The sequence below is a fragment of the Acidovorax sp. ST3 genome (genome assembly GCF_003231145.1).
GTDB lineage: Bacteria > Pseudomonadota > Gammaproteobacteria > Burkholderiales > Burkholderiaceae_C > Acidovorax.
Genome location: NZ_QKVP01000003.1, coordinates 323430 through 347850, shown reverse-complemented (window position 1 = coordinate 347850; position 24421 = coordinate 323430). Strand labels below are relative to the sequence as shown.

Here is a 24421-nt window from a genome sequence, read left to right as displayed (position 1 = left end):
AAGCTCAGCGAAGCGGCCCTGGCTAGGCGTTCCGCCGCAGGCAGTACGAGTAGTACGACAAGGCGGGACAACGACGCCAGGGGAGTTTTGTTGGCCTCTCTCACCTGATGCCGGTGAGCTTGTGGGTTTGCAGGCTCAACCGCCATGCAGGGTGGGCCAGGCAGGCGTCAATGCAAGCGGCGGTGTTCTGCCGCTGCAGCAGTCCATCCATGGGCTGCAGAAAGCGGTGGGTGAACTGCGTGTCCTGCTCCAGCGCCTGTAGGTCAAAGCCGGGCTGGGGCCAGACGAGTTTCAGCTCCTGCCCGCTGCGCTGCACCCACGGCGCGCCGGCCTTGGGGCTGATGCACAGCCAGTCGATGCCTTCGGGTGCGGCGACAGTGCCGTTGCTTTCGACCGCGATGCGGAATTGCTGCGCGTGCAGCGCGTCGATGAGTTCGCGATCCACCTGCAGCAGGGGCTCGCCACCCGTCAGCACCACCAGGCGGTGGCCTGCGCCCGCAGGCCATTGGGCGGCGATCAATTCGGCCAGTGCGGTGGCCGTCTCGAACTTGCCGCCCAGCGTGCCATCGGTGCCTACAAAGTCGGTGTCGCAGAACTGGCAGATGGCCTGGGTGCGGTCTTGCTCGCGGCCCGTCCAGAGGTTGCAGCCCGCAAAGCGGCAGAACACCGCGGGCGTGCCCGCCTGGCAGCCTTCGCCTTGCAAGGTGTAGAAAATTTCTTTGACGCTGTAGGTCATCGGGGCACCGGGGGGACGAGGATGGTGGGCGCTGCTGGGGCGGCGACTTCGGGGTAGTCGCGGCTGAAATGCAGGCCCCGGCTTTCGCGGCGCAGCTGGGCGCTTTTCACGATCAGGTCGGCCACCTGCACTAGGTTGCGCAACTCCAGCAAATCGCGCGTGACGTGGAAGTGCGCGTAGAACTCCTGGATCTCGCCCTGCAGCATCGCAATGCGGTGCGCGGCGCGCTCCAGGCGCTTGTTGGTGCGTACGATGCCCACGTAGTCCCACATGAAGCGGCGCAGCTCGTCCCAGTTGTGGGAGATGACGACGGACTCGTCGGCATCGGTCACGCGGCTGTCGTCCCAGGCGGGCACTGTGGGCAGTTCGGTGGCCGGGGCGGCTGCAATCGCCTGCGCGGCGGCGCGTGCGAACACCATGCATTCCAGCAGAGAGTTGCTGGCTAGGCGGTTGGCGCCGTGCAGGCCGGTGCAGGCCACCTCGCCCACGGCATACAGGCCGGGCAGGTCGGTGCGGCCCGCCAGGTCGGTCAGCACGCCGCCGCAGGTGAAGTGGGCCGTGGGCACCACGGGGATGGGCTCTTTGGTGATGTCGATGCCCAGCGATGCGCAGTGCGCGAGGATGTTGGGGAAGTGCTCCTGCAGAAACGCCGGGCTCTGGTGCGAGATGTCGAGGTGCACGCAGTCCAGCCCATGCTTCTTCATCTCGAAGTCGATGGCGCGGGCCACCACGTCGCGGGGAGCCAGCTCGGCACGTGGGTCGTGGTCGAGCATGAAGCGGGTGCCGCCTGCCGAGGGGGGCAGCTTGAGTTGCCCGCCTTCGCCACGCACCGCCTCGCTGATGAGGAAAGACTTTTCGTGCGGGTGGTACAGCCCTGTGGGGTGGAACTGGATGAATTCCATGTTCGCCACACGGCAGCCCGCGCGCCAGGCGGCGGCAATGCCGTCGCCCGTGGCCGTGTCGGGGTTGGTGGTGTACAGGTACACCTTGCCAGCGCCGCCTGTGGCCAGGATGGTCTGGGGGGCACGGAAGGTGACGACCTCGTCCGTGTCACTGTCCAGCGCATACAGGCCCAGGCAACGGTGGCCCGGCAAACCCAGCTTGCGGGTGGTGATCAGGTCCACCAGCGTGTGCTGCTCAAACAGCGTGATGCCGGGCGTGCTGCGCACCACGTCGATCAGCGTGCGCTGCACGGCGGCGCCGGTGGCATCGGTCACGTGTGCAATGCGGCGGGCGCTGTGGCCGCCTTCGCGCGTCAGGTGCAGCTGGTCGCCTTCGAGCGTGAAGGGCACGCCCAGGCCGCGCAGCCAGGCGATGGACTCGGGCGCGTTCTCCACCACAAAGCGGGTGGTGGCCAGGTCGCACAGGCCTGCGCCTGCGACCAGCGTGTCTTCGATGTGCGCGGCAAAGCTGTCGTCGTCGGCCAGCACGGCGGCAATGCCGCCCTGGGCCCAGCCGCTGGAGCCATCCTGCAGCGTGCGCTTGGTGATCACGGCCACGCGGTGGGTGGGCGCCAGGTGCAGCGCGGCGGAGAGGCCTGCGAGGCCGCTGCCTACGATGAGAACGTCGAAGTCGTGGGATGCCATGGCTTGCGGGTATGGAGTAATGCCACGGCCACCGGCCAGGGCGGTGAACAGTGGGAAGCGGCGCTAGGCCGGCGTGTAGGCCAGGCGCACGTAGATGGGCGCAAAAGCTTCGGCCTGCGTGATCTCGATCAGCGTCTCTTTGGCCAGCTCCAGCAGCGCGATGAAGGTCACCACCAGCACGGTGCTGCCTTTTTCGGGCTCGAAGAGTTCTTCAAACTCCACAAAGCGGCGGCCCTGCAGGGTCTTGAGCACCATGCTCATGTACTCGCGCACGCTCAGTTCTTCGCGCGTGATCTTGTGGTGCTGTACAAGCTTGGCGCGCTTGAGGATGTCGCGCCACGCCTCCTGCAGCTCCACCACATGCACATCGGGAAAGCGTGGCTGCAGGCTTTGTTCGATGTAGACCTGCGCCTTCAAAAAGTCGCGGCCGTACTGCGGCAGGTTGGCCAGGCGCATGGCGGCCATCTTCATCTGCTCGTATTCGAGCAGGCGGCGCACCAGCTCGGCACGCGGGTCTTCGGGTTCCTCGCCGCCTTCCTGCTTCTTGGGCGGCAGCAGCATGCGCGACTTGATCTCGATAAGCATGGCAGCCATCAGCAAATACTCGGCCGCCAGCTCCAGGTTGCGGCTGCGGATTTCGTCCACATACGCCAGGTACTGCTTGGTCACCCCCACCATGGGGATGTCGAGGATGTTGAAGTTCTGCTTGCGGATCAGGTACAGCAGCAAGTCCAGCGGGCCTTCAAAGGCTTCGAGGAAGACTTCGAGCGCGTCGGGCGGGATGTACAGGTCCTGCGGCAGCGCAAACAGCGGCTCGCCATACAGGCGCGCCAGGGCCACCTGATCGACCACATCGGGCATGCCGGCCCCATCCAGCGAGGGCGCGCCGGGCGAGTCTGCCGCTTCGGCTGCGTTCGCGGTGGTCATGATCTGCTATTGAATCAGTAGCTGCCAGCGCAATAAACACCTGCGCTTGTGGCTAAAAACATGCTCAATCGGCGTTGGTCTGGTACACGTAGGGCTTCTGGGGCACCTGGGCGTCGCGGTACTCGCCCCAGATCTTGCGGTCCACTTGCTTGTCCCACAGCAGGGCACGGCCGGCTTGCTGCTGCTGGTCCAGCTCGGGACGGCTTGCCTTGAGCTGGTTGATGAACTGGGTGGCGTCGGATTGGTAGTCGGGGCGGCGGAAAATAGACATGGACTGTGAACTCTTTCTTGGAACGCGTCAGGCACAGTGATGCACCGAAGGTCCAAGATTTTACCGGGACGAATTTATGCGCTTGATATATCGCTCGGCCGCCCTGGCGGCTGCCACCTTTTCCCTGCTGGTGCTTGCCGCCTGCGACCCGCAACGCATCAGCGAGCTCAAAGAGGGCGTCTCGACCGAAGCCGACGTGCGCGACCGCTTCGGCGCCCCCGAGAACGTGTGGGACGAGCCCGGTGGTGCACGTACCTTCGAATACAACCGCCAGCCTGCCGGCCAGGTCAACTACATGATCACCATCGGCCCCGACGGCCGCATGACCGCGCTGCGCCAGGTGCTCACACCCGAAACCTTTGCCCGCGTGTCGCCCGGCATGCGCATGGACGAGGTGCGCCGCCTGCTGGGCAAGCCCGCCAAGGTCACGCCCTACGATTTGAAGAAGGAGACCTGGGCAGACTGGCGCTACCTGGAGGCTCCCAACCAGTCCAAGGTCTTCACGGTGGTCTATGGACCCGACCAGTTCGTGCTGCGCACGCAGACGGGCGCCGACACGGAGGCGCCGGAGTTCAAGGGCGGGAAGTAGCGGCATCTTCGCGCACTGGCCCGCTCTGGCCCGCACTGGCGCGTTGCTTGCTTCTCATCTTGCAGACTGACCGCTGGATGCGCGCCGGGCTGCCCCCAAGTTCCTAGTGCTCCACCGGCGGAAAGCCTCCGCGCCTTTGCCACGCCACCCATCGCTGAACGCCCATGTCCGATACCCCGCCCACCGCCAACGACACTGCCCCGCCGCTGTCCGCCCTGCGCCATGGCGCCTTTGAAGATGCCCAGGCCCTGTTCGCAGGCACCTTGTTTGTGGCCATGGCGCTCATGCTGTTCAACCAGGCGGGGCTGCTGGTGGGCGGCACGGCGGGCGTGGCGTTCTTGCTGCATTACGTCACCGGCATTTCGTTTGGCAAGCTGTTCTTTGTGGTCAACCTGCCGTTCTATTGGTTCGCCTGGACGCGCATGGGGCGCGAGTTCACGATCAAGACTTTTGTCTGCGTGGGCCTGCTGTCGCTGCTGACCGAATTGTTCCCGCACGTGATGCATGTGGACTATCTCAACCCGCTGTTCGCCTCGCTGCTGGGTGGGCTGCTGCTGAGCACGGGCTGCCTGTTTCTGGCACGCCACCGATCCAGCCTGGGCGGGGCCACGGTGGTGTCGCTGTACCTGCAAGGCCGCTACGGCATGCGTGCGGGCAAGGTGCAGATGATGATTGACGGCACCGTGGTGCTGCTCGCGCTGTTCGTGGTGCCGGTGGAGCGGGTGGCGTATTCGGTGCTGGCAGTGCTGGTGATGAGCGGGTTCCTGTGGATCAGCCACCGGCCGGGCCGCTACGTGGGCCATTGAGAAAGAGAGCCACCCGCGCGGTGGCTGAACGCCTCGTCCGCTGAACGAGACCCTGGGGTTCTGGGCCCCGCCCAACGCCTTCGGGCCATTCCATTCCCTGCGTCAACCCTGCTTCAGTGGGGTGCGCCTGCGCGTCCTCCCGCCATAGAGTTCCAGGCACCCCGCCTGCATCCGCACGAGGGAGCCGGACCCGTCTGTGCCTCCCTAGGGGTGAAGCGTCCACCCTGTCCACAGACCCGGAGAACCCCTGATGTATCGAAATTTTTCCGCCACGGCCGAGGCCCTGCGTGCGAGGCTTGCCGGTGCGGTCCGGACGTTGTCCCTGGTCGTGGCTGGCGCCCTGGCAGCTTGTGGCGGTGGCGGAGACTCTGCCGAGCCACCGCCTCCACCCCCACCACCCTCCGTGGTGCAGCATCCGGTGGGTGGCACGGTGACGGGGCTGACGGGCACGCTGGTACTCGCCAACGGAACAGGTGCGGAAGTGACCATCACGGCCAGCGGCAGTTACGTCACCAACGTTGCGCAGGGGCAGACTTACAACGTTGTTGTGCGCACCCAGCCAGTGGGCCAGACCTGCGCGGTGGAAAACGGCACGGGCGTGGTGACGGGCCCTGTCTCCAATATCCGGGTGACCTGCACCACCAACACCTATGCCGTGGGTGGGACCGTCACGGGCCTGGTGGGTGCATTGAGGCTGCGGCTGAACGGCGCTGCTGATCTGCTGCTGACAGAGAACGGCGCTTTCCGGTTTGAATCTCTGGTCTCTCACGGTAGCGCCTATGCGGTCACGGTGGTTGCGCAGCCTGGGGATCAGGCTTGCTCGGTCGAAGCTGGCACCGGAGTCGCCGTGGCGCCGGTCACCCAGGTGAGGGTGCTCTGCAGCACGATCTATACCCCGCCTCCGCCACCGCCCCCACCGCCGCCAGCCCCCCCGGCACCGGGTGGCCTGGGCATTGGCTACGGAACGAAGGCGCTGGTTTTCTCGTGGACTTCGGCACCGGGTGCCACCAGCTACACGGTGTACGAGGACCCGGATGGCGCAGGCCCGTCGGCACCCGTGCAGATCGGATCCACCACCACCACGGGGCTGACCTATGCCGTACCCGTGCTGCTGCATCTGCGGCTGAATGCCACCTATACCGTGCAGGCCTGCAATGCGGGGGGCTGCAGTGCCCCGTCAGCTTCTGTGGCGGCCGACATGGTGCGCGCCGTGGGGTACTTCAAGGCATCGGCGACCACGGTGGAAGGCCGGTTTGGCAACCGTGTGGCCTTGTCCAGCAACGGCACCACCCTGGCTGTGGGGGCGTATGGAGAAGGGGGCAACACCGGCGCGGTGTACGTCTTCACGAAGAGCGGCGCCACGTGGTCGCAGCAGGCACGCATCGCGGCTCCCAACGGCGAGGCCAACGACTATTTTGGCAATGCCGTGGCGCTGTCGGCCGACGGCAACACGCTGGCCATTGGCGCGGATGGCGAGAGCGGCGACCAGAAGGGCACGTTTGCGACCATGCCCGCCACCAACAACCTGGCCAGCAGCTCAGGCGCTGTCTATGTGTATTCGCGCGCTGGTGCGGTCTGGTCGCAGCAGGCCTTCATCAAGGCGAACAACGCGGATGCCGACGATCTTTTCGGCTCGTTCGTCGCCCTCTCGAACGACGGCAACACCCTGGCAGTCGGGGCATACAACGAGGATGGCGACCTGACCGGAACACACGGCAATGCCTCCTATGCTGCGTCCGGTGCGGCCTACGTCTTCACCCGCACGGGCACCAGCTGGGCGCAGCAAAGCTACCTCAAGGCGTCCAACGCGGGTGCGGGAGATTTCTTCGGCATCTACCTCAGCCTGTCGGGCGCGGGAGACACCTTGGCGGTGGGTGCGTTCTTCGAGCGCAGCGCGCTGGCGAGTGATCCGGCGGACGACACCCTAGCCAACGCCGGTGCGGCCTACGTGTTCCAACGCAATGCAGGGGCGTGGTCACAGCAGGCCTATCTGAAGGCCCCCAGCCCCCAGGCGCAGGACCGCTTCGGTGTGTCGGTCATCCTGTCGGGCGACGGCAACACGCTGGCGGTTGGCATGGATGGAGACAGCAGCAACTACACCGGCACCTTCGTCGTGCCGCCGCCCAGCAACACCCTGGCACTCAACTCTGGCGCGGTGTTTGTGTTTATTCGCGCAGGTGGCGTCTGGCAGTCACAGGCGTACTTGAAAGCCTCCAACACCCGTACGCCCCATCGTTTCGGCAACAACCTGGCCATGTCCAGCGACGGAAACACGCTGGTGGTGCCGTCATACCGCGACGACAGCAATGCGCGCGGATTCAATGGTGACCAGTCCAACACCGCGGCCGCAGATGCGGGCGCTGTGCTGGTGTTTCGCCGCAGCGCGGGCACTTGGGCGCAACAGGCCTACCTGAAGGCGCCCAACACCGGCACCGGTGACCGGTTTGGTGGCCGTGTGGCGATATCGGGGGACGGCACTACGCTGGCCGTGGGGGCGTCCACCGAAGACAGTGGATCGACTGGCATGGGGGGCAACCAGGCCGACGAAAGCAGCACCAACGCGGGCGCGGTGTATCTGTACTGAGCGCTTGCTAAAGAGCAGTCGTCACCGGGCTGCCCCGTTATCAGTCGGCGCACGGGGGGCTCAGCGCCCCCCGGTAACCTTGACCGTCGCTGTATTTACCAGCCCTGCGTGCCTTACCGCACCCGCATGCCTGGCGTTGCACCTGGCCAGGGGTTCAGCACGTAGATGCCGGGGTTGGCCTTTTCATCGCCATGGCTGGCGGCCAGCACCATGCCTTCGCTCACGCCAAACTTCATCTTGCGTGGGGCCAAGTTGGCCACCATCACGGTGTGTTTGCCCACCAGGTCTTCGGGCTTGTAGGCGCTGGCAATGCCGGAGAAGACATTGCGCATGCGGCCTTCGCCCACGTCCAGCGTCAGGCGCAGCAGCTTGGTGGAACCCTCCACCGGCTCGCAGTTCACGATCAGCGCGATGCGCAGGTCGATCTTGGTGAAGTCGTCGATGGTGATCGTGGGGGCGAGTTCTTCACCACCAGGGGCTGCTACGGTTTCTGTAGCTGCTGGTGCTTGCTCTGCTTGCGCTGGGGCCTCAAACAATGCTTCCAGTTGCTCGGGCGTCACGCGCTGCATCAGGTGCTGGTAGGGCTGGATGGCCTGCACGTCGCCCTGCACGGTCCACTGCTGCATGTTCACGCCCACAAAGCCTTGCACCGCCTGGGCCAAGCCCGGCAGCACGGGGGCCAGGTAGCGGGTGAGGGTGGCAAAGGCGTTGACCAGCACCGAGCACACCTGGTGCAGCGCCTCGTTGTTGGCGGCGTCCTTGGCCAGGTCCCAGGGCTTGTTCTGGTCCACGTAGGCGTTGACCTTGTCGGCCAGCAGCATGATCTCACGCGTGGCCTTGCTGTACTCGCGCGTTTCGTACATCTGCGCGATGGCGTCGCTGGCACCGCGCACCTCGGCCAGCAGGGCAGCGCCTGTGGTGCCAAAGTTGCTGGTGAGCTTGCCGTCAAAGCGCTTGGTCAAGAAGCCCGCTGCGCGGCTGGCGATGTTCACGTACTTGCCGATCAGGTCGCTGTTCACGCGCAGCATGAAGTCTTCGGCATTGAAGTCGATGTCTTCGTTGCGCGCGCTCAGCTTGGCGGCCAGGTAGTAGCGCAGCCACTCGGCGTTCATGCCCAGGCTCAGGTACTTGAGCGGGTCCAGGCCAGTGCCACGGCTTTTGCTCATCTTCTCGCCGTTGTTCACCGTGAGGAAGCCGTGCACGAACACGTTGGTAGGCGTCTTGCGGCCGCTGAAGTGCAGCATGGCGGGCCAGAACAGGGTGTGGAAGGTGACGATGTCCTTGCCGATGAAGTGGTACTGCTCCATGGCTGGGTCGGCCATGTAGGCGTCGTAGCTTTCGCCGCGCTTTTCCAGCAGGTTCTTCAGCGACGCGAGGTAGCCCACGGGCGCGTCCAGCCACACGTAGAAGTATTTGCCCGGCGCATCCGGGATCTCGATGCCGAAGTAGGGGGCGTCGCGGCTGATGTCCCAGTCGCCCAGGCCTTCGCTGGTGGTGCCGTCGGGGTTGGTGCGGACGGTGAACCATTCCTTGATCTTGTTGGCCACCTCGGGCTGCAGCTTGCCGTCCTGCGTCCAGTTCTCCAGAAACTCCACGCAGCGCGGGTCCGAGAGCTTGAAGAAGAAATGCTCGGAGTGCTTGAGCTCGGGCTTGGCGCCGGAGAGGGCCGAGAAGGGGTTGATCAGGTCGGTGGGCGCGTACACCGTGCCGCACACCTCGCAGTTGTCGCCGTACTGGTCTTTGGCGTGGCACTTGGGGCATTCGCCCTTGATGTAGCGGTCGGGCAGGAACATGTTCTTCTCGGGGTCGAAGAACTGTTCGATGGTGCGCACCTCAATCAGGCTGCCGTCGGCGCGGTCGCGCAGGTCGCGGTAGATCTGGCGGGCCAGGTCGTGGTTTTCTGGCGCGTCGGTGCTGTGCCAGTTGTCAAAGCTGATGTGAAAGCCGTCCAGGTACTGCTTGCGGCCCGCAGCGATGTCGGCCACGAACTGCTGGGGTGTCTTGCCCGCCTTTTCGGCGGCAATCATGATGGGCGCGCCGTGGGTGTCGTCGGCGCCCACAAAGTTGACCGCGTTGCCCTGCATGCGCTGAAACCGCACCCAGATGTCGGCCTGGATGTATTCCATGATGTGGCCGATGTGGAAGTTGCCGTTGGCATACGGCAGGGCGGTGGTAACGAAGAGTTTGCGGGCGGAGGTCGTCATGAAAAGCGGCTTTCTCAGGCGGAACCCGCAATTTTAGGCGGTCGACAGCACTTTGGGCGGCTGTGGGTTCTGATCTGCCAAGGCCGGGTCGCGCAGGTGCCAATCAGGGCGTGCGTTCAGCCCGCCGGTGGCCCCACAATGCCCCGCATTCCAAAAAACAACAGGGGACAACACATGGCCAGCACATGGGCAAAGCGGGTGGGATGGGGCGCGGGTGGCGTCGTGGTGGCGGTGGCCGCCTATCTGGCGGCGTGGCCGGTCCCCATTCAGCCGGTGGCGTGGACCGCGCCTGTGGCCCCCGGCTACCAGGGCGTGCATGCGCCCAACCAGCGCCTGGCGCGGCTGAACATCATCGACCTCAAAGGCGAGGTGGGCCCGGAGCATATCGCCTTGGGCAAGGACGGCAAGCTCTACACCACCGTGCTCAGCGGCAACATCCTGCGCATGAATCCCGATGGCTCGGGCCAGGAGATGTTTGCCAACACCGGTGGGCGGGTGCTGGGCTTTGACTTTGATGCGGCGGGCAATCTGATCGCGGCCGATGCGGTCAAGGGCCTGCTGTCCATCGCACCGGATGGCAAGGTCACCGTGCTGGCCGACAAGGTGGGCAACGACCCCATCCGCTATGCCGACGCCGTGGTAGTGGCCCAGAACGGCAAGATGTACCTGAGCGATGCCTCCACCCGCTTTGCCCCCAAGGACTGGGGCGGTACGTTTGAAGCCAGCGTGCTCGACATCCTGGAGCAGGCCAGCACCGGCCGCGTGATCGAATACGACCCTGCCACACGCAGCACGCGCGTGGTGGCCCGGGGCATCAGCTTTGCCAACGGCGTGGCGCTGGGCCAGGACGAAAAGCACCTGTTCGTCAACGAAACCGGCAAGTACCGGGTGTGGAAGATTGCGGTGGACGCGAAGGACCTCGACATCGCCCAGCCTGGTCCCCAGGCCCGCGTGCTGCTGGACAACCTGCCCGGCTACCCCGACAACCTGATGCGTGGGCAGGGCGGCAAGGTGTGGCTGGGTTTTGCCAAGCCGCGCGGTGCGGCCATCGACAACATGGCGGGCAAGCCCTGGCTGCGCAGCCTCACCCTGCGCCTGCCGCGTGCGCTCTGGCCCATTCCCCAGCCCTACGGCCATGTGATTGCTTTCACCGACGACGGTAAGGTGGTGGCCGACCTGCAGGACCCGAGCGGCGCCTACCCGGAGACCACGGCCGTCACCGAGACGGCCGACCGGCTGTATGTGCAAAGCCTGCATGCGCATGGGCTGGGCTGGTTGCCCAACAAGCCTTAGGGCTCAAGCCCTGGGACGCCTCAGACGGGTTCCCCGTGGTGTCTGGTCTGCACCTCGGCACCGGTATCCGTCCACCCAAAAAACCGGCACACCTCGGCCCGCATGGCCAGAGTGTCGGCCCGGCCCAGGGCCATCAGCTCTTGCGTGTAGCCGGACTCGAACAGCAGGTAGCTGGCCAGCGCCGCGCCACGCACATCGGCCATGTTGGAGGTGACTCCAAGCGCGCCCAGCATGGTGCGAACAGGGCCGGGCAGGTCGCCTACATGGCGCGCCGCCACTGCGTCCAGGCGCTGGGAGGGGGCGATCACCAGCAGCTCAATAGGGCGCAGCGCGCTGTGCAGGCGCTTTTCTTCGGGGATGAGGGACAGGGTCTGGTTGATGCGCTGCACGCGCTCCACGTCCACCGCCAGCGCGTCCAGAAAGATGTTGGACAGCGCATGCCCCGCGATCTGTGCCAGGGTAGGGTAGTTGGGTGTGGGGTTGGCGGCAGCGTCGCCCTTGGGCTCGTGCATGCGGCCTGCGCCGATCACCAGGATTCGCTCGGCCCCCAGGTGGATGGCCGGGGCGATAGGCGCCGACTGGCGCATCGAGCCATCGCCAAAGTATTCGATGTGGTCATCCACCTCGATGCCCTTGGCCGGAAAGATGAAGGGAATGGCCGAGGACGCCAGCAAATGCTCGTGCGTGATGCGGTCGCTGGCGGCCTTGCGCTGCGAACGCACCCAGGGCTTGACGGGCGTGGCCGCTTCAAAAAAGGTGACGTGCTCGCCCGAGCTGTAGCTCGACGCCGTCACGGCCAGCGCGGTGAGATGCCCCTTGCGGATCAGCCGGGGCAGGCGCACCAGCGGCACCATCTTGACCAGCAGCTTCTCTAGCGGCGTGTTGTCCAGCAGCGATTTGGGGCGCATACGCCGCCAGCGCGCCAGCGCCCAGCCCAGCGACACCAGCGTGAGCCAGCGCGCGCCGCTGCGCATCACGCTCAGCGAGTCGGCGCCATACACCTGGCTGGCATGGAACTGGCGCCACACGCGGGCAATGCGGCGCACGGCGCGGTCAAAGTGGTCCGCCCCGCAGGCGAGCGCGGCCGCGTTGATGGCCCCCGCCGAGGTGCCGGTGATGATGGGAAAGGGGTTGGGCCCGTGCGCTTCGCCACAGGCCTGGCGCAGGTCGGCAATCGCCTCCAGCACCCCCACCTGGTAGGCGGCACGGGCACCGCCGCCGGTCAGCAGCAGGCCCGTGGCGGGCTTAGACGGCACGGTGCCAGGGGCTGCGGTGGGGGTTGTGGACGGCATGGACGGTCGGACGGTGTGAGGCCCCCAGTGTGGAGGGGCGACCCGGCGCGGTTCATGTGGGAAAACCCGCATGTGCGGGCCACCCCACAGGGGGTTGGGGGTGGCTCAGAGCGGCTAACAAAACTCAGCGAAGCGGTTCTGGCTAGGCGCTGTGTTGCAGGCAGTACGAGCAGTACGACAAGACACAGCAACGACGCCAGAAGAGTTTTGTTAGCCGCTCTTAACGCTGCTTGAGCAGCAACTGCGCCACCGCGTCGCCCTGCAGCACCACGATGCCGTGCTCGCGGGCAAATGCCTGTGCGTTCTCGCTGACCTGGCCCAGGGCGGCCACATACACGCCCGCCGAAGCATCGGCGGCGGTCATGGCTGTGTGCAGCTCCCGCAGCGGCTCCACCCCGTGGGTGGCGGCCTTCCAGCGTTTGGCGCTGACCAGCGTGGTCTTGCCGCCCTGGCTCAGGCGCATGTCGGCCCCGGAGGCGTTGTTGCCGGTCAGGCGTTCCACGCTGTAGCCCGCGCGCTCCCAGGCGGTGGCCAGGGTGTCGGCAAAGCTGCGCCAGGGCATGCTGCCCACGGTCTCCAGCATTTCCACGACCTTGGCGGGGTTGGGCGCGCGCAGTTGCCGCCAGGCGGCCATGCAGCCCACCACAAAGATGGGGAAGCCCGCCAGCGCGCCCACCACAAAGTATTCCTTGGGCAGCAACGCCCCAGCCGCCAGCGTGATGAGGCCCACCACCACAAAGCTGATCCACCACGGCGAGCGCAGCAGGACGGCAAACAGGGAGTTTTCGGACATCTTGAATTTCACGGGAGGCCTTTTGGGGAAGAGTGCGACGGTGCAATGCGGTGCGCATTGTCCTTCAGCGGCAGGGGGCGGGAGCTTGGGAATAGACTACCGGCCCCACAGGAGTTATTTGAATGTCAGTCACCGAACAGGGCCTTTTGGCCGCACTTTCCAGCGTGCTGGACCCCCACACGGGCAAGGATTTTGTCAGCACCCGCGCCCTGCGCAACCTGCAGATCACCGGTGGCGACGTGGCGTTTGACGTGGAACTGGGCTACCCCGCCAAGAGCCTGGTGCCCGAGCTGCGCCGCCAGCTGGTGGCCGCCGCCAAGGGCGTGGCCGGGGTGGACAACGTGTCGGTCAACATCACCACCAAGGTCATCGCCCACGCCGTGCAGCGCGGCGTGCAGCTCTTGCCCCAGGTCAAGAACATCATCGCCGTGGCGTCGGGCAAGGGTGGCGTGGGCAAGAGCACCACGGCCGCCAACCTGGCCCTGGCCCTGGCCGCCGAGGGCGCCAGCGTGGGTGTGCTGGACGCCGACATCTACGGCCCCAGCCAGCCCATGATGCTGGGCATCAACCGCCGCCCCGAAAGCGACGACGGCAAGACCATGGAACCGCTGGAGAACTACGGCGTGCAGGTCATGTCCATCGGTTTTCTGGTGGACCAGGACGAAGCCATGATCTGGCGCGGCCCCATGGCCACCCAGGCGCTGGAGCAACTGCTGCGCCAGACCAACTGGAAAGACCTGGACTACCTCATCATCGACATGCCGCCCGGCACCGGCGACATCCAGCTCACCCTGAGCCAGCGCGTGCCCATGACCGGCGCCGTGATTGTCACGACCCCGCAGGACATCGCCCTGCTGGACGCCAAGAAGGGCATCAAGATGTTCGAGAAGGTGGGCGTGCCCATCCTCGGCATCGTCGAGAACATGGCCGCCCACGTGTGCAGCAACTGCGGCCATGTGGAGCACATCTTTGGCGCCGATGGCGGCAAGAAGATGGCCGCTGACTACGGCATGGACTACCTGGGCGCGTTGCCGTTGAACATGAGCATCCGCCTGCAGGCCGACAGCGGCAAGCCCACCGTGGTGGCCGACCCCGACGGCGAAGTCGCGGCCATCTACAAGAAGGTGGCGCGCGATGTGGCGGTGAAGATCGCCCAGCAGGCCAAGGACTTCTCCAGCAAGTTCCCCACCATCTCGATCAGCAAGAACACCTGATCCTCCCGAGCCGCCTGCGCCGCCCCCACGCGCCATGAACCTGCTCGCGTCCCTGCGCTACCTGGTGGCGCTGCACGAGCACCGGCACTTTGGCCGGGCGGCGCAGGCCTGCCACATCACGCAGCCGGCGCTTTCCAACGCGCTGCGCGCGCTGGAAAAGGAGTTTGGCGTGGTGGTGGTGCGCCGGGGGCGCAGCTTCGAGGGCTTCACCCCTGAGGGCGAGCGCGTGCTGGCCACCGCCCAGCGCATGCTGCACGAGCACCAGGTGCTGCAGCAGGACCTGAGCAGCGACGCCGCCCACCCGCGCGGCACGCTGCGTCTGGGCGCCGTGCCCACGGCCATGCCCATCCTCGCGCGGTTTGCGGCGCAGCTGCAGGCGCGGCACCCGGGCATCGTGCCGGTGGCGCTGTCGATGAGTTCGCAGGCGCTGGAGGCGGGGCTGGAAAACATTTCGCTGGACCTGGCGCTGGGCTACACCGAACGCATGCCCGCACGCGGCGGCCCGCTGCGGGCCTGGCCGCAGTATGTGGAGCACTACTTTCTGCTGCGCCGCGCGCCCCGGCCGCCCAAAGGTGCAGCGCGCGGGCTGCAGATTGGCCCGCCCATGGCCTGGGCCGATGCGGCGGCGCTGCCGCTGTGCCTGCTCACCCCCGAGATGCACAACCGCAGCCTGGTCGATGGCGCATTCCGCGCTGCAGGCGCCATGGTCATGCCCGCCATGGAAACCGATTCGGTGCTGACCCTGGCGCTGAGCGTGGTGGCGGGCTCCGTGTGCAGCGTGCTGCCCGGCGCACTGGTCGATGCCGTGCGCGGCCATGACGGGCTGGAGGCGCTGCCGCTGACGGGCCCGGTGCTGACCACGCCCATCGGATTCATGTCGCACCGGCAGGTGCAGCCCACGCGCGCCCTCGATGCCGCGCTGGCCCTGGCGCAGGACGCGGACTGGCTGCAGCATGCTGCAGCGCACAGTGGGCTTCTGGTCGCTAATTGAGCAATGACCGCACCGGTTGCGGTGTTTGATTCACAGACCGCTGTTAACGCGGCTGTTTCATTTGTTTTTGTGATCGCCCCATGTGCATCGGCAATTTGACGCCGCCAGCACCCCTGGCCCACACTGCGGCGGCCCGGGCACCCTCTGCAGGTGCCTGCATACAACCAGATCAACGCTCCCACGCCCCCGGTCCATGCATCTTGCCCCCGAAGCCCCCACCGTCGCCGCTGTGTCGGTCAACGACATGCGCGAGCGCATCCGCCGCAAAAGCCGCCTCAAAGGCCGCCAGCCCGAAGACGCGGCCATGGCCGAGGTGGCACAACTGCTGGGCCCGCGCCCGGCCACCGGCTTTCGGCGCGATCTGCTCATTGAATACCTGCACCGCCTGAACGACCACTTTGGCGTGCTGCAAGACCGGCACCTGGTTGCGCTCGCCAAGCAGATGAACCTGCCGATGGCCGAGGTGTATGAGGTGGCGAGCTTCTATCACCACTTCGATATCGTGCGCGGCGAGGAAGCCCAGGTGCCCCGCCTTGTGGTGCGGGTGTGCGACAGCCTGACCTGCAGCATGGCGGGCGCGCGCGAGCTGCTGGCTGCGCTGCCCGAACGCCTGCGTGCGGCCGGGCAGAGTGATGTGCAGGTGTTGGCCGTGCCCTGCGTGGGCCGGTGCGAGCAGGCGCCCGTGGCGGTGGTGCACCAGTGCCCGGTGCCTCATGCCACAGTCGATGGAGTGCTGGAAGCTGTCAATCTGAAGCCCAATCGGGCGGTAGCGCTACATCCTCCTGCCCAGGGTGCTATCAATTTTGATATTGCTGAGTGTGTGGAGGCGAGCGTGCCTGCGCAGCCCGAGGGCGTCAGCCCCGCGTACACCGACCTGGCCACTTACCGCGCCCATGGGGGCTACCAGACGGCCGCTGCGCTGGTCAACGGCGAGATGGACGCCGAGGCGGTGCTGGCCGCCATGGAAGATTCCGGCCTGCGTGGGCTGGGCGGCGCAGGCTTCCCGGCCGGTCGCAAGTGGCGCATCGTGCGGGACCAGCCCGCGCCGCGCCTCATGGCTGTCAACATTGACGAAGGCGAGCCCGGCACCTTCAAGGACCGCACTTACCTCGAACGTGACCCGCACCGTTTTCTGGAAGGCGTGCTCATCGCCGCCCAGGTCGTGGGCACCGAGGCCATCTATATCTACCTGCGCGACGAATACCACGGCTGCCGTGCGCTGCTGCAGCGGGCTTTGGACGATCTGCGCGCCGATCCGCCATGCCCGCTGCCCCACATCGAACTGCGGCGCGGCGCGGGTGCCTACATCTGCGGCGAAGAGTCAGCCATGATCGAGAGCATCGAAGGCAAGCGTGGCGAGCCCCGCATGCGCCCGCCCTACATCGCGCAGGTGGGTCTGTTCGGCCGGCCCACGCTGGAGCACAACTTCGAGACGCTGTACTGGGTGCGTGACATCGTGGAGCGTGGGCCGCAGTGGTTTGCCAGCTTTGGCCGCAACGGCCGCAAGGGACTGCGCAGTTTCAGCGTGAGCGGCCGGGTGAAGCACCCCGGCGTCAAGCTCGCGCCTGCGGGCATCACGGTGCAGGAACTCATCGACGAATACTGCGGCGGCATGCTGGATGGCCATGAGCTGTACGCCTACCTGCCCGGCGGCGCCTCAGGCGGCATCCTGCCCGCCAGCCTGAACCAGATTCCCCTGGACTTCGACACGTTGCAGCCCTACGGCTGCTTTATCGGCTCGGCCGCCGTCATCGTGCTCAGCCAGCACGACCGCGCGCGCGACGCGGCGCTGAACGTGATGCGCTTTTTTGAACACGAAAGCTGCGGCCAGTGCACGCCCTGCCGTGTGGGCACGGCCAAGGCGGCCACGCTGATGCAAGCGCCGAAGTGGGATGAAGAACTGCTCGACGATCTGGCACAGGTAATGGCAGACGCTTCCATCTGCGGCCTGGGCCAGGCTGCGCCCAACCCCATCCGCTGCATCCACAAATACTTTGCGCACGAAGTGGGCGAGGGGCCCTGGCCGGGCGATTTGCCCAAGCCGCGTAACAGCCCGCTGACCGAACAACTGCCTACCGGGGTGAAGCCATGAGCGCCGTGTTGACTTCTGCCGCAGCTCAGCCCGGCGTGGCTTTCGAGCTGGACGGCCAGCCCGTCACCGCCCATCCTGGCGAAACCATCCTGAAGGCTGCGCAGCGCCATGGCGTGGAGATTCCGCACCTCTGCTACTCCGACGGCCTGCGCCCCGACGGCAACTGCCGCGCCTGCGTGGTGGAGATCGCGGGCGAACGCACGCTGGCCCCCAGCTGCTGTCGCGCACCGACGCAAGGCATGAAGGTGCAGGCCGCCAGCCCCCGCGCGCGCAAGAGCCAGCAGATGGTGGTGGAGATGCTGCTGTCCGACATGCCGGACGTGGGCTACCAATGGAACGATGGGGTTGAATATGCTCCTGAATTGATAGCTGTTGGCGCATATTCATCTAGCGCTACAGGCCCATTGGATTCAAAAACTGCCCAAGCGGTAGGCCAGCACGGCGAGCTGAGCAGCTGGGCCAGCCGCCTGGGCGTCACCGTGCGCCCCGCGCTCCAAGCCCTGCGCCGCGAGCAGCCCGCGCCTGACCTGAGCCACCCGGCCATGGCGGTGAACCTGGACGCCTGCATCCAGTGCAACCGCTGCGTGCGCGCCTGCCGCGAAGAACAGGTCAACGATGTGATCGGCTACGCGCTGCGCGGGGCCGACAGCAAGATCGTCTTCGACCTGGATGACTCCATGGCCGAGAGCACCTGCGTGGCCTGCGGCGAATGTGTGCAGGCCTGCCCCACGGGCGCGCTCAGCCCCAAGACGCACATCGGCTCGCAAAAGGTGGACCGCCAAGTCGATTCGGTCTGCCCGTTCTGCGGCGTGGGCTGCCTCATCACCTACAACGTGCGCGATGAAAAGATCATCAGCGTCGAAGGCCGCGACGGCCCGGCCAACCACGGCCGCCTGTGCGTGAAAGGGCGCTTCGGTTTCGACTACGCCCACCACCCCGACCGCCTCAGGGTGCCGCTGATCCGCAAACCCAGTGTGCCCAAGGAGGTGCGCCCCTACGGTGCCGACTGGCGCGATACCTTCCGCGAAGCGACCTGGGACGAGGCGCTGGACCTTGCCGCAGGCCAGCTCAAGACCCTGCGCGACACCCACGGCCCCAAGGCGTTGGCGGGCTTTGGCTCGGCCAAGGGCAGCAACGAAGAGGCCTACCTGTTCCAGAAGCTGGTGCGCACCGGCTTTGGCAGCAACAACGTGGACCACTGCACGCGGCTGTGCCATGCCTCCAGCGTGGCTGCGCTACTCGAAGGCGTGGGCTCGGGCGCAGTGAGCAACCCGGTGAACGACGTGGAACATGCCGAGCTGATCTTTGTGATTGGCTCCAACCCCACGGCCAACCACCCCGTGGCCGCGACCTGGATGAAGAACGCCGCCCAGCGCGGGGCCAGAATCGTGCTGGCCGACCCGCGCGTGACGGACATCGGCCGCCATGCCTGGCGCACGCTGCAGTTCAAGGCCGACACCGACGTGGCCATGCTCAACGCATTGATCCACACAGTGATCGATGAGGGGCTGGTGGATGAGGCGTTCATCAAAGATCGCGCCAACAACTTCGAGGCGCTCAAGGCCAACGTGATGGGCTGCAGCCCCGAGGCCATGGCGCCGGTGTGCGGCATCCCGGCCGAGACGCTACGCGAGGTGGCGCGGGCGTTTGCCACGGCCAAGTCGTCGATGATCTTGTGGGGAATGGGCGTGAGCCAGCACGTGCACGGCACGGACAACGCGCGCTGCCTGATCGCGCTGTGCGCTGTCACCGGCCAGATCGGCAAACCCGGCTCGGGTCTGCACCCGCTGCGCGGCCAGAACAACGTGCAGGGCGCGAGCGACGCGGGGCTGATCCCCATGATGTTCCCCAACTACCAGCGCGTGGACAACGCCGGGGCGCATGCGTGGTTTGAAGACTTCTGGGGCACGCAACTCGATGAGACCCCAGGCTACACCGTGGTCGAAATCATGCACAAGGCCCTGGCGCCCGACAGCGACCCGCACAAGGTGCGCGGCATGTACATCATGGGCGAGAACCCCGCCATGAGCGACCCCGACCTGAACCACGCGCGCCATGCGCTGGCCAGCCTCTCGCACCTGGTGGTGCAGGACATCTTTTTGACCGAAACCGCGTGGCTGGCCGACGTGGTGTTGCCCGCCAGCGCCTGGCCCGAAAAGACCGGCACTGCCAGCAACACCGACCGCATGGTGCAGATGGGCCGCCGCGCGCTGAACCCGCCGGGTGACGCGCGCCCGGACCTGTGGATCATTCAGCAGATCGCGCAGCGCATGGGACTGGGCTGGAACTACGAGGGCGAAGAATCCGGCGTGGCCGCCGTGTACGACGAAATGCGCCAGGCCATGCACGCCAGCATCGAGGGCATCACCTGGGATCGGCTGGAGCGCGACTCCAGCGTGACTTACCCTTGCCTCACGCCCGATGACCCCGGCCAGCCCATCGTCTTCACCGACAAGTTCCCCACGCCCACGGGTCGCCTGCAACTGGTGCCCGCCAGCGTGATCCCGGCGGCCGAAATGCCCGACGCCGACTTTCCGCTCGTGCTCATCACTGGCCGCCAGCTGGAGCATTGGCACACGGGCAGCATGACGCGACGCAGCACCGTGCTGGACGCGATCGAGCCCATGGCCACGGCATCGCTGCATGGCGACGAACTGGCGCGGTTGGGCGTGGCGCCGGGTGCGCTGGTGGGCATCCGATCGCGGCGCGGTAGGGTGCAGGTGCGTGTGCGCCGCGACGACGGCACGCCGCGCGGCACGGTGTTCATGCCGTTTGCGTACGTGGAGGCAGCGGCCAATCTGCTGACCAATGCGGCGCTGGACCCGTTTGGCAAGATCCCTGAGTTCAAATACTGCGCCGTGGCCGTGGAGCGGCTGGAAGTCGCTGCAAGCTGACGGTGCGCAAGGGGGCTTTACGGGCATTGCCGCCGATGGCGCGGCTCCGGGGGTACAGTCAGCGCCCATGACTGAGCGCCCCTACACCGACGTTGCCGTGATCATGCGGTGCGAGCACATCGATAACCGCTGGCAGCCCTGGCGGTGGTCGCTGGCCGAGGTGGTGGTCCACGAACCCACCTTCGGTAGCGAACCCCGGCCGCTGATCCAGGACGAGCGCGAGCAGCGCTGGTTGTTCCCCGGCTTTCGCGTGGAACTGTTCCGCGACGATGCCGAGGGTTACCACCTCAACCTCACTTCCCCGGCCCCCTGCTGGTTTGTGATGTGGCGCCGCGATGAAGACACGGGCACCGGCGCTATCCCTCTGGCCCGCCCCGTGGCGGTGAGCCTGAGCTATCACGACGCTGGCCGCTGGCTGGACGCGCAGGAAACGGTCGAGCAGGTGCCTGCCGACCACGAGGTGGTGGAGGCGCTGCGTGCCTTTGTGGCCGAGCATTACCAGCCCGAGCCCAAGCGCCGCAAGCGTCCGGACAGCTTCCGCACCTTGCAGGACCGCTTTGGCAACCCGGCCTCGGTGTCCACGGAGAAGCTCCGTGGTGGAGGCGGAGGGGGCGGCCATGGCTGACGGATTCCTCGGACGCTGGTCGCGCCGCAAGCAGGATGTGCAGGCGGGCAAGCCTGTGCAGGACCCTCCGCCGCCTGCACGCACCCCTGCACCGCAGATAGCGTCCCCAACGCCAGTGGCTGCGATGGCGGCACCAGCTGCCCCCGTCACCCCGGCACCCGAGGCGCCGCCACCGCCCACGCTGGCGGATGCCGAGGCGCTCACCCCCGCATCGGACTTCAAACCATTCGTGTCCCGCGCGGTGTCGCCCGAGGTGCGCAACCTGGCCATGAAGAAGCTGTTTGCCGACCCGCACTTCAATGTGATGGACGGTCTGGACATCTACGTCGGCGATTACACCCAGCCCGACCCGCTGCCCGCAGGCATGCTGCGCAAGATGGCCAGCGCACATGCGCTGGGATTTTTTGACCACGAGAAAAAGGCATCGGCCACTGCACCCGGTCTGCCGGGCGAACAGGCACCGGATGCGGCTGCTGTGGCCCCAATATCCCCGCCGGCCAGTCAGCCTCGGGATGATGCGGAGGCGCAAGGCCCCGCAGACGTGGCACAGTCCCGGGTATGCAACGCTGTTCCTAGCGTTCTTTCCAGCGAGCCTGAGGTGGCCCCGCGCCCTGCCCAGGATGCGGTGGTCACGCCAGCCAGCCATACCCACAATGACCACGACGCTCATTTGCGACTGCAACCAGACGATGCCCCTCAACGCCAAGGCGTTGGGCGAGGCACTGCATGAAGACCTGACCCTTCACTCCACCCTCTGCCGGCGTGACGCAGGGGCGTTCCAAAAGGCCATCCAGTCCGGGCAGGACGTGGTGGTGGCCTGCACCCAGGAGCAGCGCCTGTTTGGCGACCTGGGCCAGCAGACCGAAGGGGCGGTGTCGCCCATCCGGTTTGTGAACATCCGCGAAACCGGGGGCTGGAGCCGCGATGCCGCCAAGGCCAGTCCCAAGATTGCCGCGCTGCTGGCGGCCGCGCGTTTGCCCGACCCGCCGCCCGTGCCCACGGTCACCTACAAGAGCACGGGCCGCTTGCTCATCATCGGCCAACTCGACCAGGCTGAGCAGGCCGCTGCCCTGGTGTCGGATGTGCTCGATGTGACGCTGTTCACCCAGGGCCCCGGCAACGCCGGTGGCGCGCAGGCGCGGCGCTACCCGGTGCTGGGTGGGCGCATCACAGGGCTCACAGGCTGGCTGGGTGCGTTTGAGCTGCAGTGGTCTGCCGACAACCCCATCGACCTGGACCTGTGCACGCGCTGCAATGCCTGCGTGGCGGCTTGTCCTGAAAATGCCATCGGTCTTGACTACCAGATCGACATGGCCGCCTGCCAGTCTCACCGCGCCTGCGTGAAGGTGTGTCAGGTCGCTGGGGCTATCGACTTCACTCGCGATGCCACGGCGCAGACCGAGCGTTTTGACCTGGTGCTGGACCTGCGTGCGCCCACCGCCACGCCCACCTTTTTGCAGCATGCGCTGCCGCAGGGTTACCTGCGCTGGGACGGGCGGGACCTGGGCACGCTGCTCAAGCTGCGCGAGCTGGTGGGTGAGTTCGAGAAGCCCAAGTTTTTTGCCTACAAACAAAAGCTATGCGCCCACAGCCGCAACGAAACCGTGGGCTGCAATGCGTGCGTGGACATCTGCTCGGCCGAGGCCATCGCCAGCGACAAGAGCCGTCAGCAAATCAAGGTGAACCCCAACCTGTGTGTGGGCTGCGGTGCCTGCACCACCGTGTGCCCCACGGGCGCGCTGACCTATGCCTACCCCAGCGCAACGGATCAGGGCACCAAGCTCAAGACGCTGCTGTCCACCTACGCGGCTGCCGGTGGCAAGGATGCGGTGGTGCTGCTGCACAGCCAGGAGCGCGGCCAGTCGCTGGTCGAAGAACTCGGCCGTGCCGCCCAACTGAAGCTGGCGCACGGAGTGCCTGCCAATGTGATCCCGGTGGCGCTGTGGCACACAGCCAGCACCGGCGTGGACCTGTGGCTGAGTGCCATCGCCTACGGCGCCTCGCAAGTGGTGGTGCTGAGCACCGACGAAGAAGCCCCGCAGTACCTCGATGGCCTGCAGGCGCAAATGGATGTGGCGCAGGCCATCCTGCGGGGCCTGGGCTACACCGGCACCCATGTGCAGTTGCTGCGCGCCAACCACCCCACCGCGCTGGACGCGGCACTGCAGGCTTTGGGCCAGACGCGCCAGAAGACCCCGGCCGTGGCGGCCCGCTTTGCGGTGGCGCAAGAGAAACGCAGCACGCTGGAGATGGCGCTCGACCATCTGACGGAGCAAGCCCCCATGCCCGTGGCCGAGCGGCCTGTGGCTATTGCGCTGCCCGCGGTGGGCTCCCCTCTGGGCACCATCGAGGTCAACAAGGACCGCTGTACCCTGTGCCTGAGCTGCGTGAGCGCCTGCCCCGCCAGTGCGCTGCAGGACAACCCGCAGCTGCCGCAACTGCGCTTCATCGAAAAGAACTGCGTGCAGTGTGGCCTGTGCGCTACCACCTGCCCGGAAGACGCCATCACCCTGCAGCCGCGCTTGCTGCTCACGCCCGAGCGTGCGCAACTGCGGGTGCTCAACGAGGCCAAGCCCTGGGCCTGCGTGCGCTGCAGCAAGCCCTTTGGCACGGTGAAGGCCATCGAGGCCATGCTGGGCAAGCTCTCGGGCCACCCCATGTTCCAGGGCGAGGCGCTGGAGCGCCTGAAGATGTGCAGCGACTGCCGTGTGATCGACCTGTATTCCGCACAAAACGAGACGAAAGTGACCGACCTGTGAGCGCCCCATCCACCTTGACTCCCCTGGGCGGCAGCTCTGCGCTCGATGAGGAAACCGCCCGCGCCGAGCTGTACGGCTTGTTGTCGCAGCTGTATTACGCGGCGCCCAGCCCGGAGCTGTTGTCCGCCTTGCGCGTGGCCGTGACCGAGGCGCCCGCCAACGGGGGCTTTTTGCAGGAGCCCTGGCAGCAACTCGTCGCAGCGTCGCGTGCGCTCAGCGACGCTGAGATTGCGCAGGAGTTTGATCGGCTGTTTGGCGGCGTGGGCAAGCCTGAAGTGTTTCTGTACGGCTCGCACTACCTCAGCGGGTTTCTCAATGAAAAGCCGCTGGCGCGCCTGCGCACCGATCTGCAGCAACTGGGCCTGGCGCGGGATGAGACCATGCCCGAGACCGAGGACCATGTGGCCTACCTGCTGGAGGTGATGCGCTACTTGATCGCGGGAGACGATGTAGCTGTCTGCAACCTGACATCCCAGCGTGAATTCTTTTCAACGCATCTGCAGCCCTGGGTCTTGCAGCTCTGCGATGCCTTGGCTGCACAGCCCCAAGCACGGTTTTATGCGGCTGTGGCGCACTTCACGCGGGCCTTTGTGTCGGTGGAGACCCAGGGCTTCGACATGTTGGATTGATCCCTTGGAGTGCTCGTAAACCCTAGTTCGACCGCTACAAAAGATGAGTGTGTTACTGGGAGTTGTAAAGCCCGATGGCGGGTTTTTACACACTGACATAGACTGTATGAATTCCGTTTCATAGCTGCCAGCCTTT

Annotated in this window: 19 protein-coding genes; 12 read left to right on the top strand and 7 right to left on the bottom strand. The window is 66.2% G+C overall.

The features are described 5' to 3' along the window. Positions 1-100 precede the first annotated feature (100 nt). The 4 genes from queE to DNK89_RS10800 all read right to left on the bottom strand — a co-directional run bounded on the left by queE (position 101) and on the right by DNK89_RS10800 (position 3520). Positions 101-736 (bottom strand): 7-carboxy-7-deazaguanine synthase, encoded by a 636-nt coding sequence (gene queE / locus DNK89_RS10815; RefSeq protein ID WP_110960092.1) that lies wholly within the window; start codon positions 734-736, stop codon positions 101-103. Beyond that, positions 733-2322 (bottom strand): L-aspartate oxidase, encoded by a 1590-nt coding sequence (gene nadB, locus DNK89_RS10810; RefSeq protein ID WP_110960091.1) that lies wholly within the window; start codon positions 2320-2322, stop codon positions 733-735. Before nadB ends, queE begins: the two co-directional genes overlap by 4 nt. A gap of 63 nt (positions 2323-2385) precedes the next feature. After that, positions 2386-3249 (bottom strand): ScpA family protein, encoded by an 864-nt coding sequence (locus DNK89_RS10805; protein WP_015015446.1) that lies wholly within the window; start codon positions 3247-3249, stop codon positions 2386-2388. A gap of 64 nt (positions 3250-3313) precedes the next feature. Next, on the bottom strand, positions 3314-3520 hold the full coding sequence (locus DNK89_RS10800; RefSeq protein WP_015015445.1) for a DUF3460 family protein: 207 nt from the start codon (positions 3518-3520) through the stop codon (positions 3314-3316). Between the two features lie 76 nt (positions 3521-3596). Between DNK89_RS10800 and DNK89_RS10795 the strand changes: the two genes are divergently transcribed. The 3 genes from DNK89_RS10795 to DNK89_RS10785 all read left to right on the top strand — a co-directional run bounded on the left by DNK89_RS10795 (position 3597) and on the right by DNK89_RS10785 (position 7499). Beyond that, positions 3597-4109, top strand: a complete 513-nt coding sequence (locus DNK89_RS10795) for an outer membrane protein assembly factor BamE (protein WP_110960090.1) — start codon at positions 3597-3599, stop codon at positions 4107-4109. 164 nt (positions 4110-4273) lie between these two features. Further along, entirely contained in the window at positions 4274-4915 is a 642-nt protein-coding gene (locus tag DNK89_RS10790; protein ID WP_110960089.1) for a YitT family protein, read from the top strand. A 250-nt stretch (positions 4916-5165) separates the two neighbouring features. After that, a complete protein-coding gene (locus tag DNK89_RS10785; protein ID WP_110960088.1) occupies positions 5166-7499 on the top strand; it encodes an integrin in 2334 nt (777 codons plus the stop codon). Between the two features lie 113 nt (positions 7500-7612). On the opposite strand, the gene metG is transcribed toward DNK89_RS10785, so the two are convergent. Next, positions 7613-9703: a methionine--tRNA ligase gene (gene metG / locus DNK89_RS10780; RefSeq protein ID WP_110960087.1), complete on the bottom strand. Its 2091-nt coding sequence runs from the start codon at positions 9701-9703 to the stop codon at positions 7613-7615. A gap of 174 nt (positions 9704-9877) precedes the next feature. Here metG and DNK89_RS10775 point away from each other — a divergent pair, with 174 nt between their 5' ends. Continuing rightward, positions 9878-10996, top strand: a complete 1119-nt coding sequence (locus DNK89_RS10775) for an SMP-30/gluconolactonase/LRE family protein (RefSeq protein ID WP_203422247.1) — start codon at positions 9878-9880, stop codon at positions 10994-10996. 20 nt (positions 10997-11016) lie between these two features. On the opposite strand, the gene DNK89_RS10770 is transcribed toward DNK89_RS10775, so the two are convergent. Together DNK89_RS10770 and DNK89_RS10765 are read right to left on the bottom strand one after the other, a co-directional pair. Beyond that, a complete protein-coding gene (locus tag DNK89_RS10770) occupies positions 11017-12288 on the bottom strand; it encodes a patatin-like phospholipase family protein (protein ID WP_110960086.1) in 1272 nt (423 codons plus the stop codon). Positions 12289-12508: 220 nt separating this feature from the next. Further along, positions 12509-13081: a restriction endonuclease gene (locus DNK89_RS10765; RefSeq protein WP_110960380.1), complete on the bottom strand. Its 573-nt coding sequence runs from the start codon at positions 13079-13081 to the stop codon at positions 12509-12511. 122 nt (positions 13082-13203) lie between these two features. Here DNK89_RS10765 and apbC point away from each other — a divergent pair, with 122 nt between their 5' ends. The 8 genes from apbC to DNK89_RS10725 all read left to right on the top strand — a co-directional run bounded on the left by apbC (position 13204) and on the right by DNK89_RS10725 (position 24285). Next, the gene (gene apbC / locus DNK89_RS10760; protein WP_015015437.1) at positions 13204-14295 is read left to right on the top strand and encodes an iron-sulfur cluster carrier protein ApbC; all 1092 of its coding nucleotides are present in this window, start codon (positions 13204-13206) and stop codon (positions 14293-14295) included. A 34-nt stretch (positions 14296-14329) separates the two neighbouring features. Then, entirely contained in the window at positions 14330-15286 is a 957-nt protein-coding gene (locus tag DNK89_RS10755) for a LysR family transcriptional regulator (RefSeq protein ID WP_110960085.1), read from the top strand. Positions 15287-15479: 193 nt separating this feature from the next. Continuing rightward, on the top strand, positions 15480-17378 hold the full coding sequence (locus tag DNK89_RS10750) for an NAD(P)H-dependent oxidoreductase subunit E (protein WP_110960084.1): 1899 nt from the start codon (positions 15480-15482) through the stop codon (positions 17376-17378). Continuing rightward, positions 17375-20272 (top strand): formate dehydrogenase subunit alpha, encoded by a 2898-nt coding sequence (fdhF, locus tag DNK89_RS10745; RefSeq protein WP_110960083.1) that lies wholly within the window; start codon positions 17375-17377, stop codon positions 20270-20272. Before DNK89_RS10750 ends, fdhF begins: the two co-directional genes overlap by 4 nt. A gap of 67 nt (positions 20273-20339) precedes the next feature. Then, positions 20340-20897 (top strand): DUF3305 domain-containing protein, encoded by a 558-nt coding sequence (locus DNK89_RS10740; RefSeq protein ID WP_110960082.1) that lies wholly within the window; start codon positions 20340-20342, stop codon positions 20895-20897. Further along, entirely contained in the window at positions 20890-21627 is a 738-nt protein-coding gene (locus DNK89_RS10735) for a DUF3306 domain-containing protein (RefSeq protein ID WP_110960379.1), read from the top strand. The genes DNK89_RS10740 and DNK89_RS10735 overlap by 8 nt, the downstream gene beginning before the upstream one ends. Beyond that, on the top strand, positions 21587-23656 hold the full coding sequence (locus tag DNK89_RS10730; RefSeq protein WP_110960081.1) for a 4Fe-4S binding protein: 2070 nt from the start codon (positions 21587-21589) through the stop codon (positions 23654-23656). Before DNK89_RS10735 ends, DNK89_RS10730 begins: the two co-directional genes overlap by 41 nt. Beyond that, positions 23653-24285 carry a molecular chaperone gene (locus tag DNK89_RS10725; protein WP_110960080.1) on the top strand — a complete coding sequence of 211 codons (633 nt, stop codon included), beginning with the start codon at positions 23653-23655 and terminating at the stop codon, positions 24283-24285. The genes DNK89_RS10730 and DNK89_RS10725 overlap by 4 nt, the downstream gene beginning before the upstream one ends. Positions 24286-24421 lie beyond the last annotated feature (136 nt).

What these genes read in the sequence shown, in the direction of transcription:
- queE (WP_110960092.1), bottom strand. Translation starts at nt 736, where the DNA reads ATGACCTACAGCGTCAAAGAAATTTTCTACACCTTGCAAGGCGAAGGC.
- nadB (WP_110960091.1), bottom strand. Translation starts at nt 2,322, where the DNA reads ATGGCATCCCACGACTTCGACGTTCTCATCGTAGGCAGCGGCCTCGCA.
- DNK89_RS10805 (WP_015015446.1), bottom strand. Translation starts at nt 3,249, where the DNA reads ATGACCACCGCGAACGCAGCCGAAGCGGCAGACTCGCCCGGCGCGCCC.
- DNK89_RS10800 (WP_015015445.1), bottom strand. Translation starts at nt 3,520, where the DNA reads ATGTCTATTTTCCGCCGCCCCGACTACCAATCCGACGCCACCCAGTTC.
- DNK89_RS10795 (WP_110960090.1), top strand. Translation starts at nt 3,597, where the DNA reads ATGCGCTTGATATATCGCTCGGCCGCCCTGGCGGCTGCCACCTTTTCC.
- DNK89_RS10790 (WP_110960089.1), top strand. Translation starts at nt 4,274, where the DNA reads ATGTCCGATACCCCGCCCACCGCCAACGACACTGCCCCGCCGCTGTCC.
- DNK89_RS10785 (WP_110960088.1), top strand. Translation starts at nt 5,166, where the DNA reads ATGTATCGAAATTTTTCCGCCACGGCCGAGGCCCTGCGTGCGAGGCTT.
- metG (WP_110960087.1), bottom strand. Translation starts at nt 9,703, where the DNA reads ATGACGACCTCCGCCCGCAAACTCTTCGTTACCACCGCCCTGCCGTAT.
- DNK89_RS10775 (WP_203422247.1), top strand. Translation starts at nt 9,878, where the DNA reads ATGGCCAGCACATGGGCAAAGCGGGTGGGATGGGGCGCGGGTGGCGTC.
- DNK89_RS10770 (WP_110960086.1), bottom strand. Translation starts at nt 12,288, where the DNA reads ATGCCGTCCACAACCCCCACCGCAGCCCCTGGCACCGTGCCGTCTAAG.
- DNK89_RS10765 (WP_110960380.1), bottom strand. Translation starts at nt 13,081, where the DNA reads ATGTCCGAAAACTCCCTGTTTGCCGTCCTGCTGCGCTCGCCGTGGTGG.
- apbC (WP_015015437.1), top strand. Translation starts at nt 13,204, where the DNA reads ATGTCAGTCACCGAACAGGGCCTTTTGGCCGCACTTTCCAGCGTGCTG.
- DNK89_RS10755 (WP_110960085.1), top strand. Translation starts at nt 14,330, where the DNA reads ATGAACCTGCTCGCGTCCCTGCGCTACCTGGTGGCGCTGCACGAGCAC.
- DNK89_RS10750 (WP_110960084.1), top strand. Translation starts at nt 15,480, where the DNA reads ATGCATCTTGCCCCCGAAGCCCCCACCGTCGCCGCTGTGTCGGTCAAC.
- fdhF (WP_110960083.1), top strand. Translation starts at nt 17,375, where the DNA reads ATGAGCGCCGTGTTGACTTCTGCCGCAGCTCAGCCCGGCGTGGCTTTC.
- DNK89_RS10740 (WP_110960082.1), top strand. Translation starts at nt 20,340, where the DNA reads ATGACTGAGCGCCCCTACACCGACGTTGCCGTGATCATGCGGTGCGAG.
- DNK89_RS10735 (WP_110960379.1), top strand. Translation starts at nt 20,890, where the DNA reads ATGGCTGACGGATTCCTCGGACGCTGGTCGCGCCGCAAGCAGGATGTG.
- DNK89_RS10730 (WP_110960081.1), top strand. Translation starts at nt 21,587, where the DNA reads ATGCCCCTCAACGCCAAGGCGTTGGGCGAGGCACTGCATGAAGACCTG.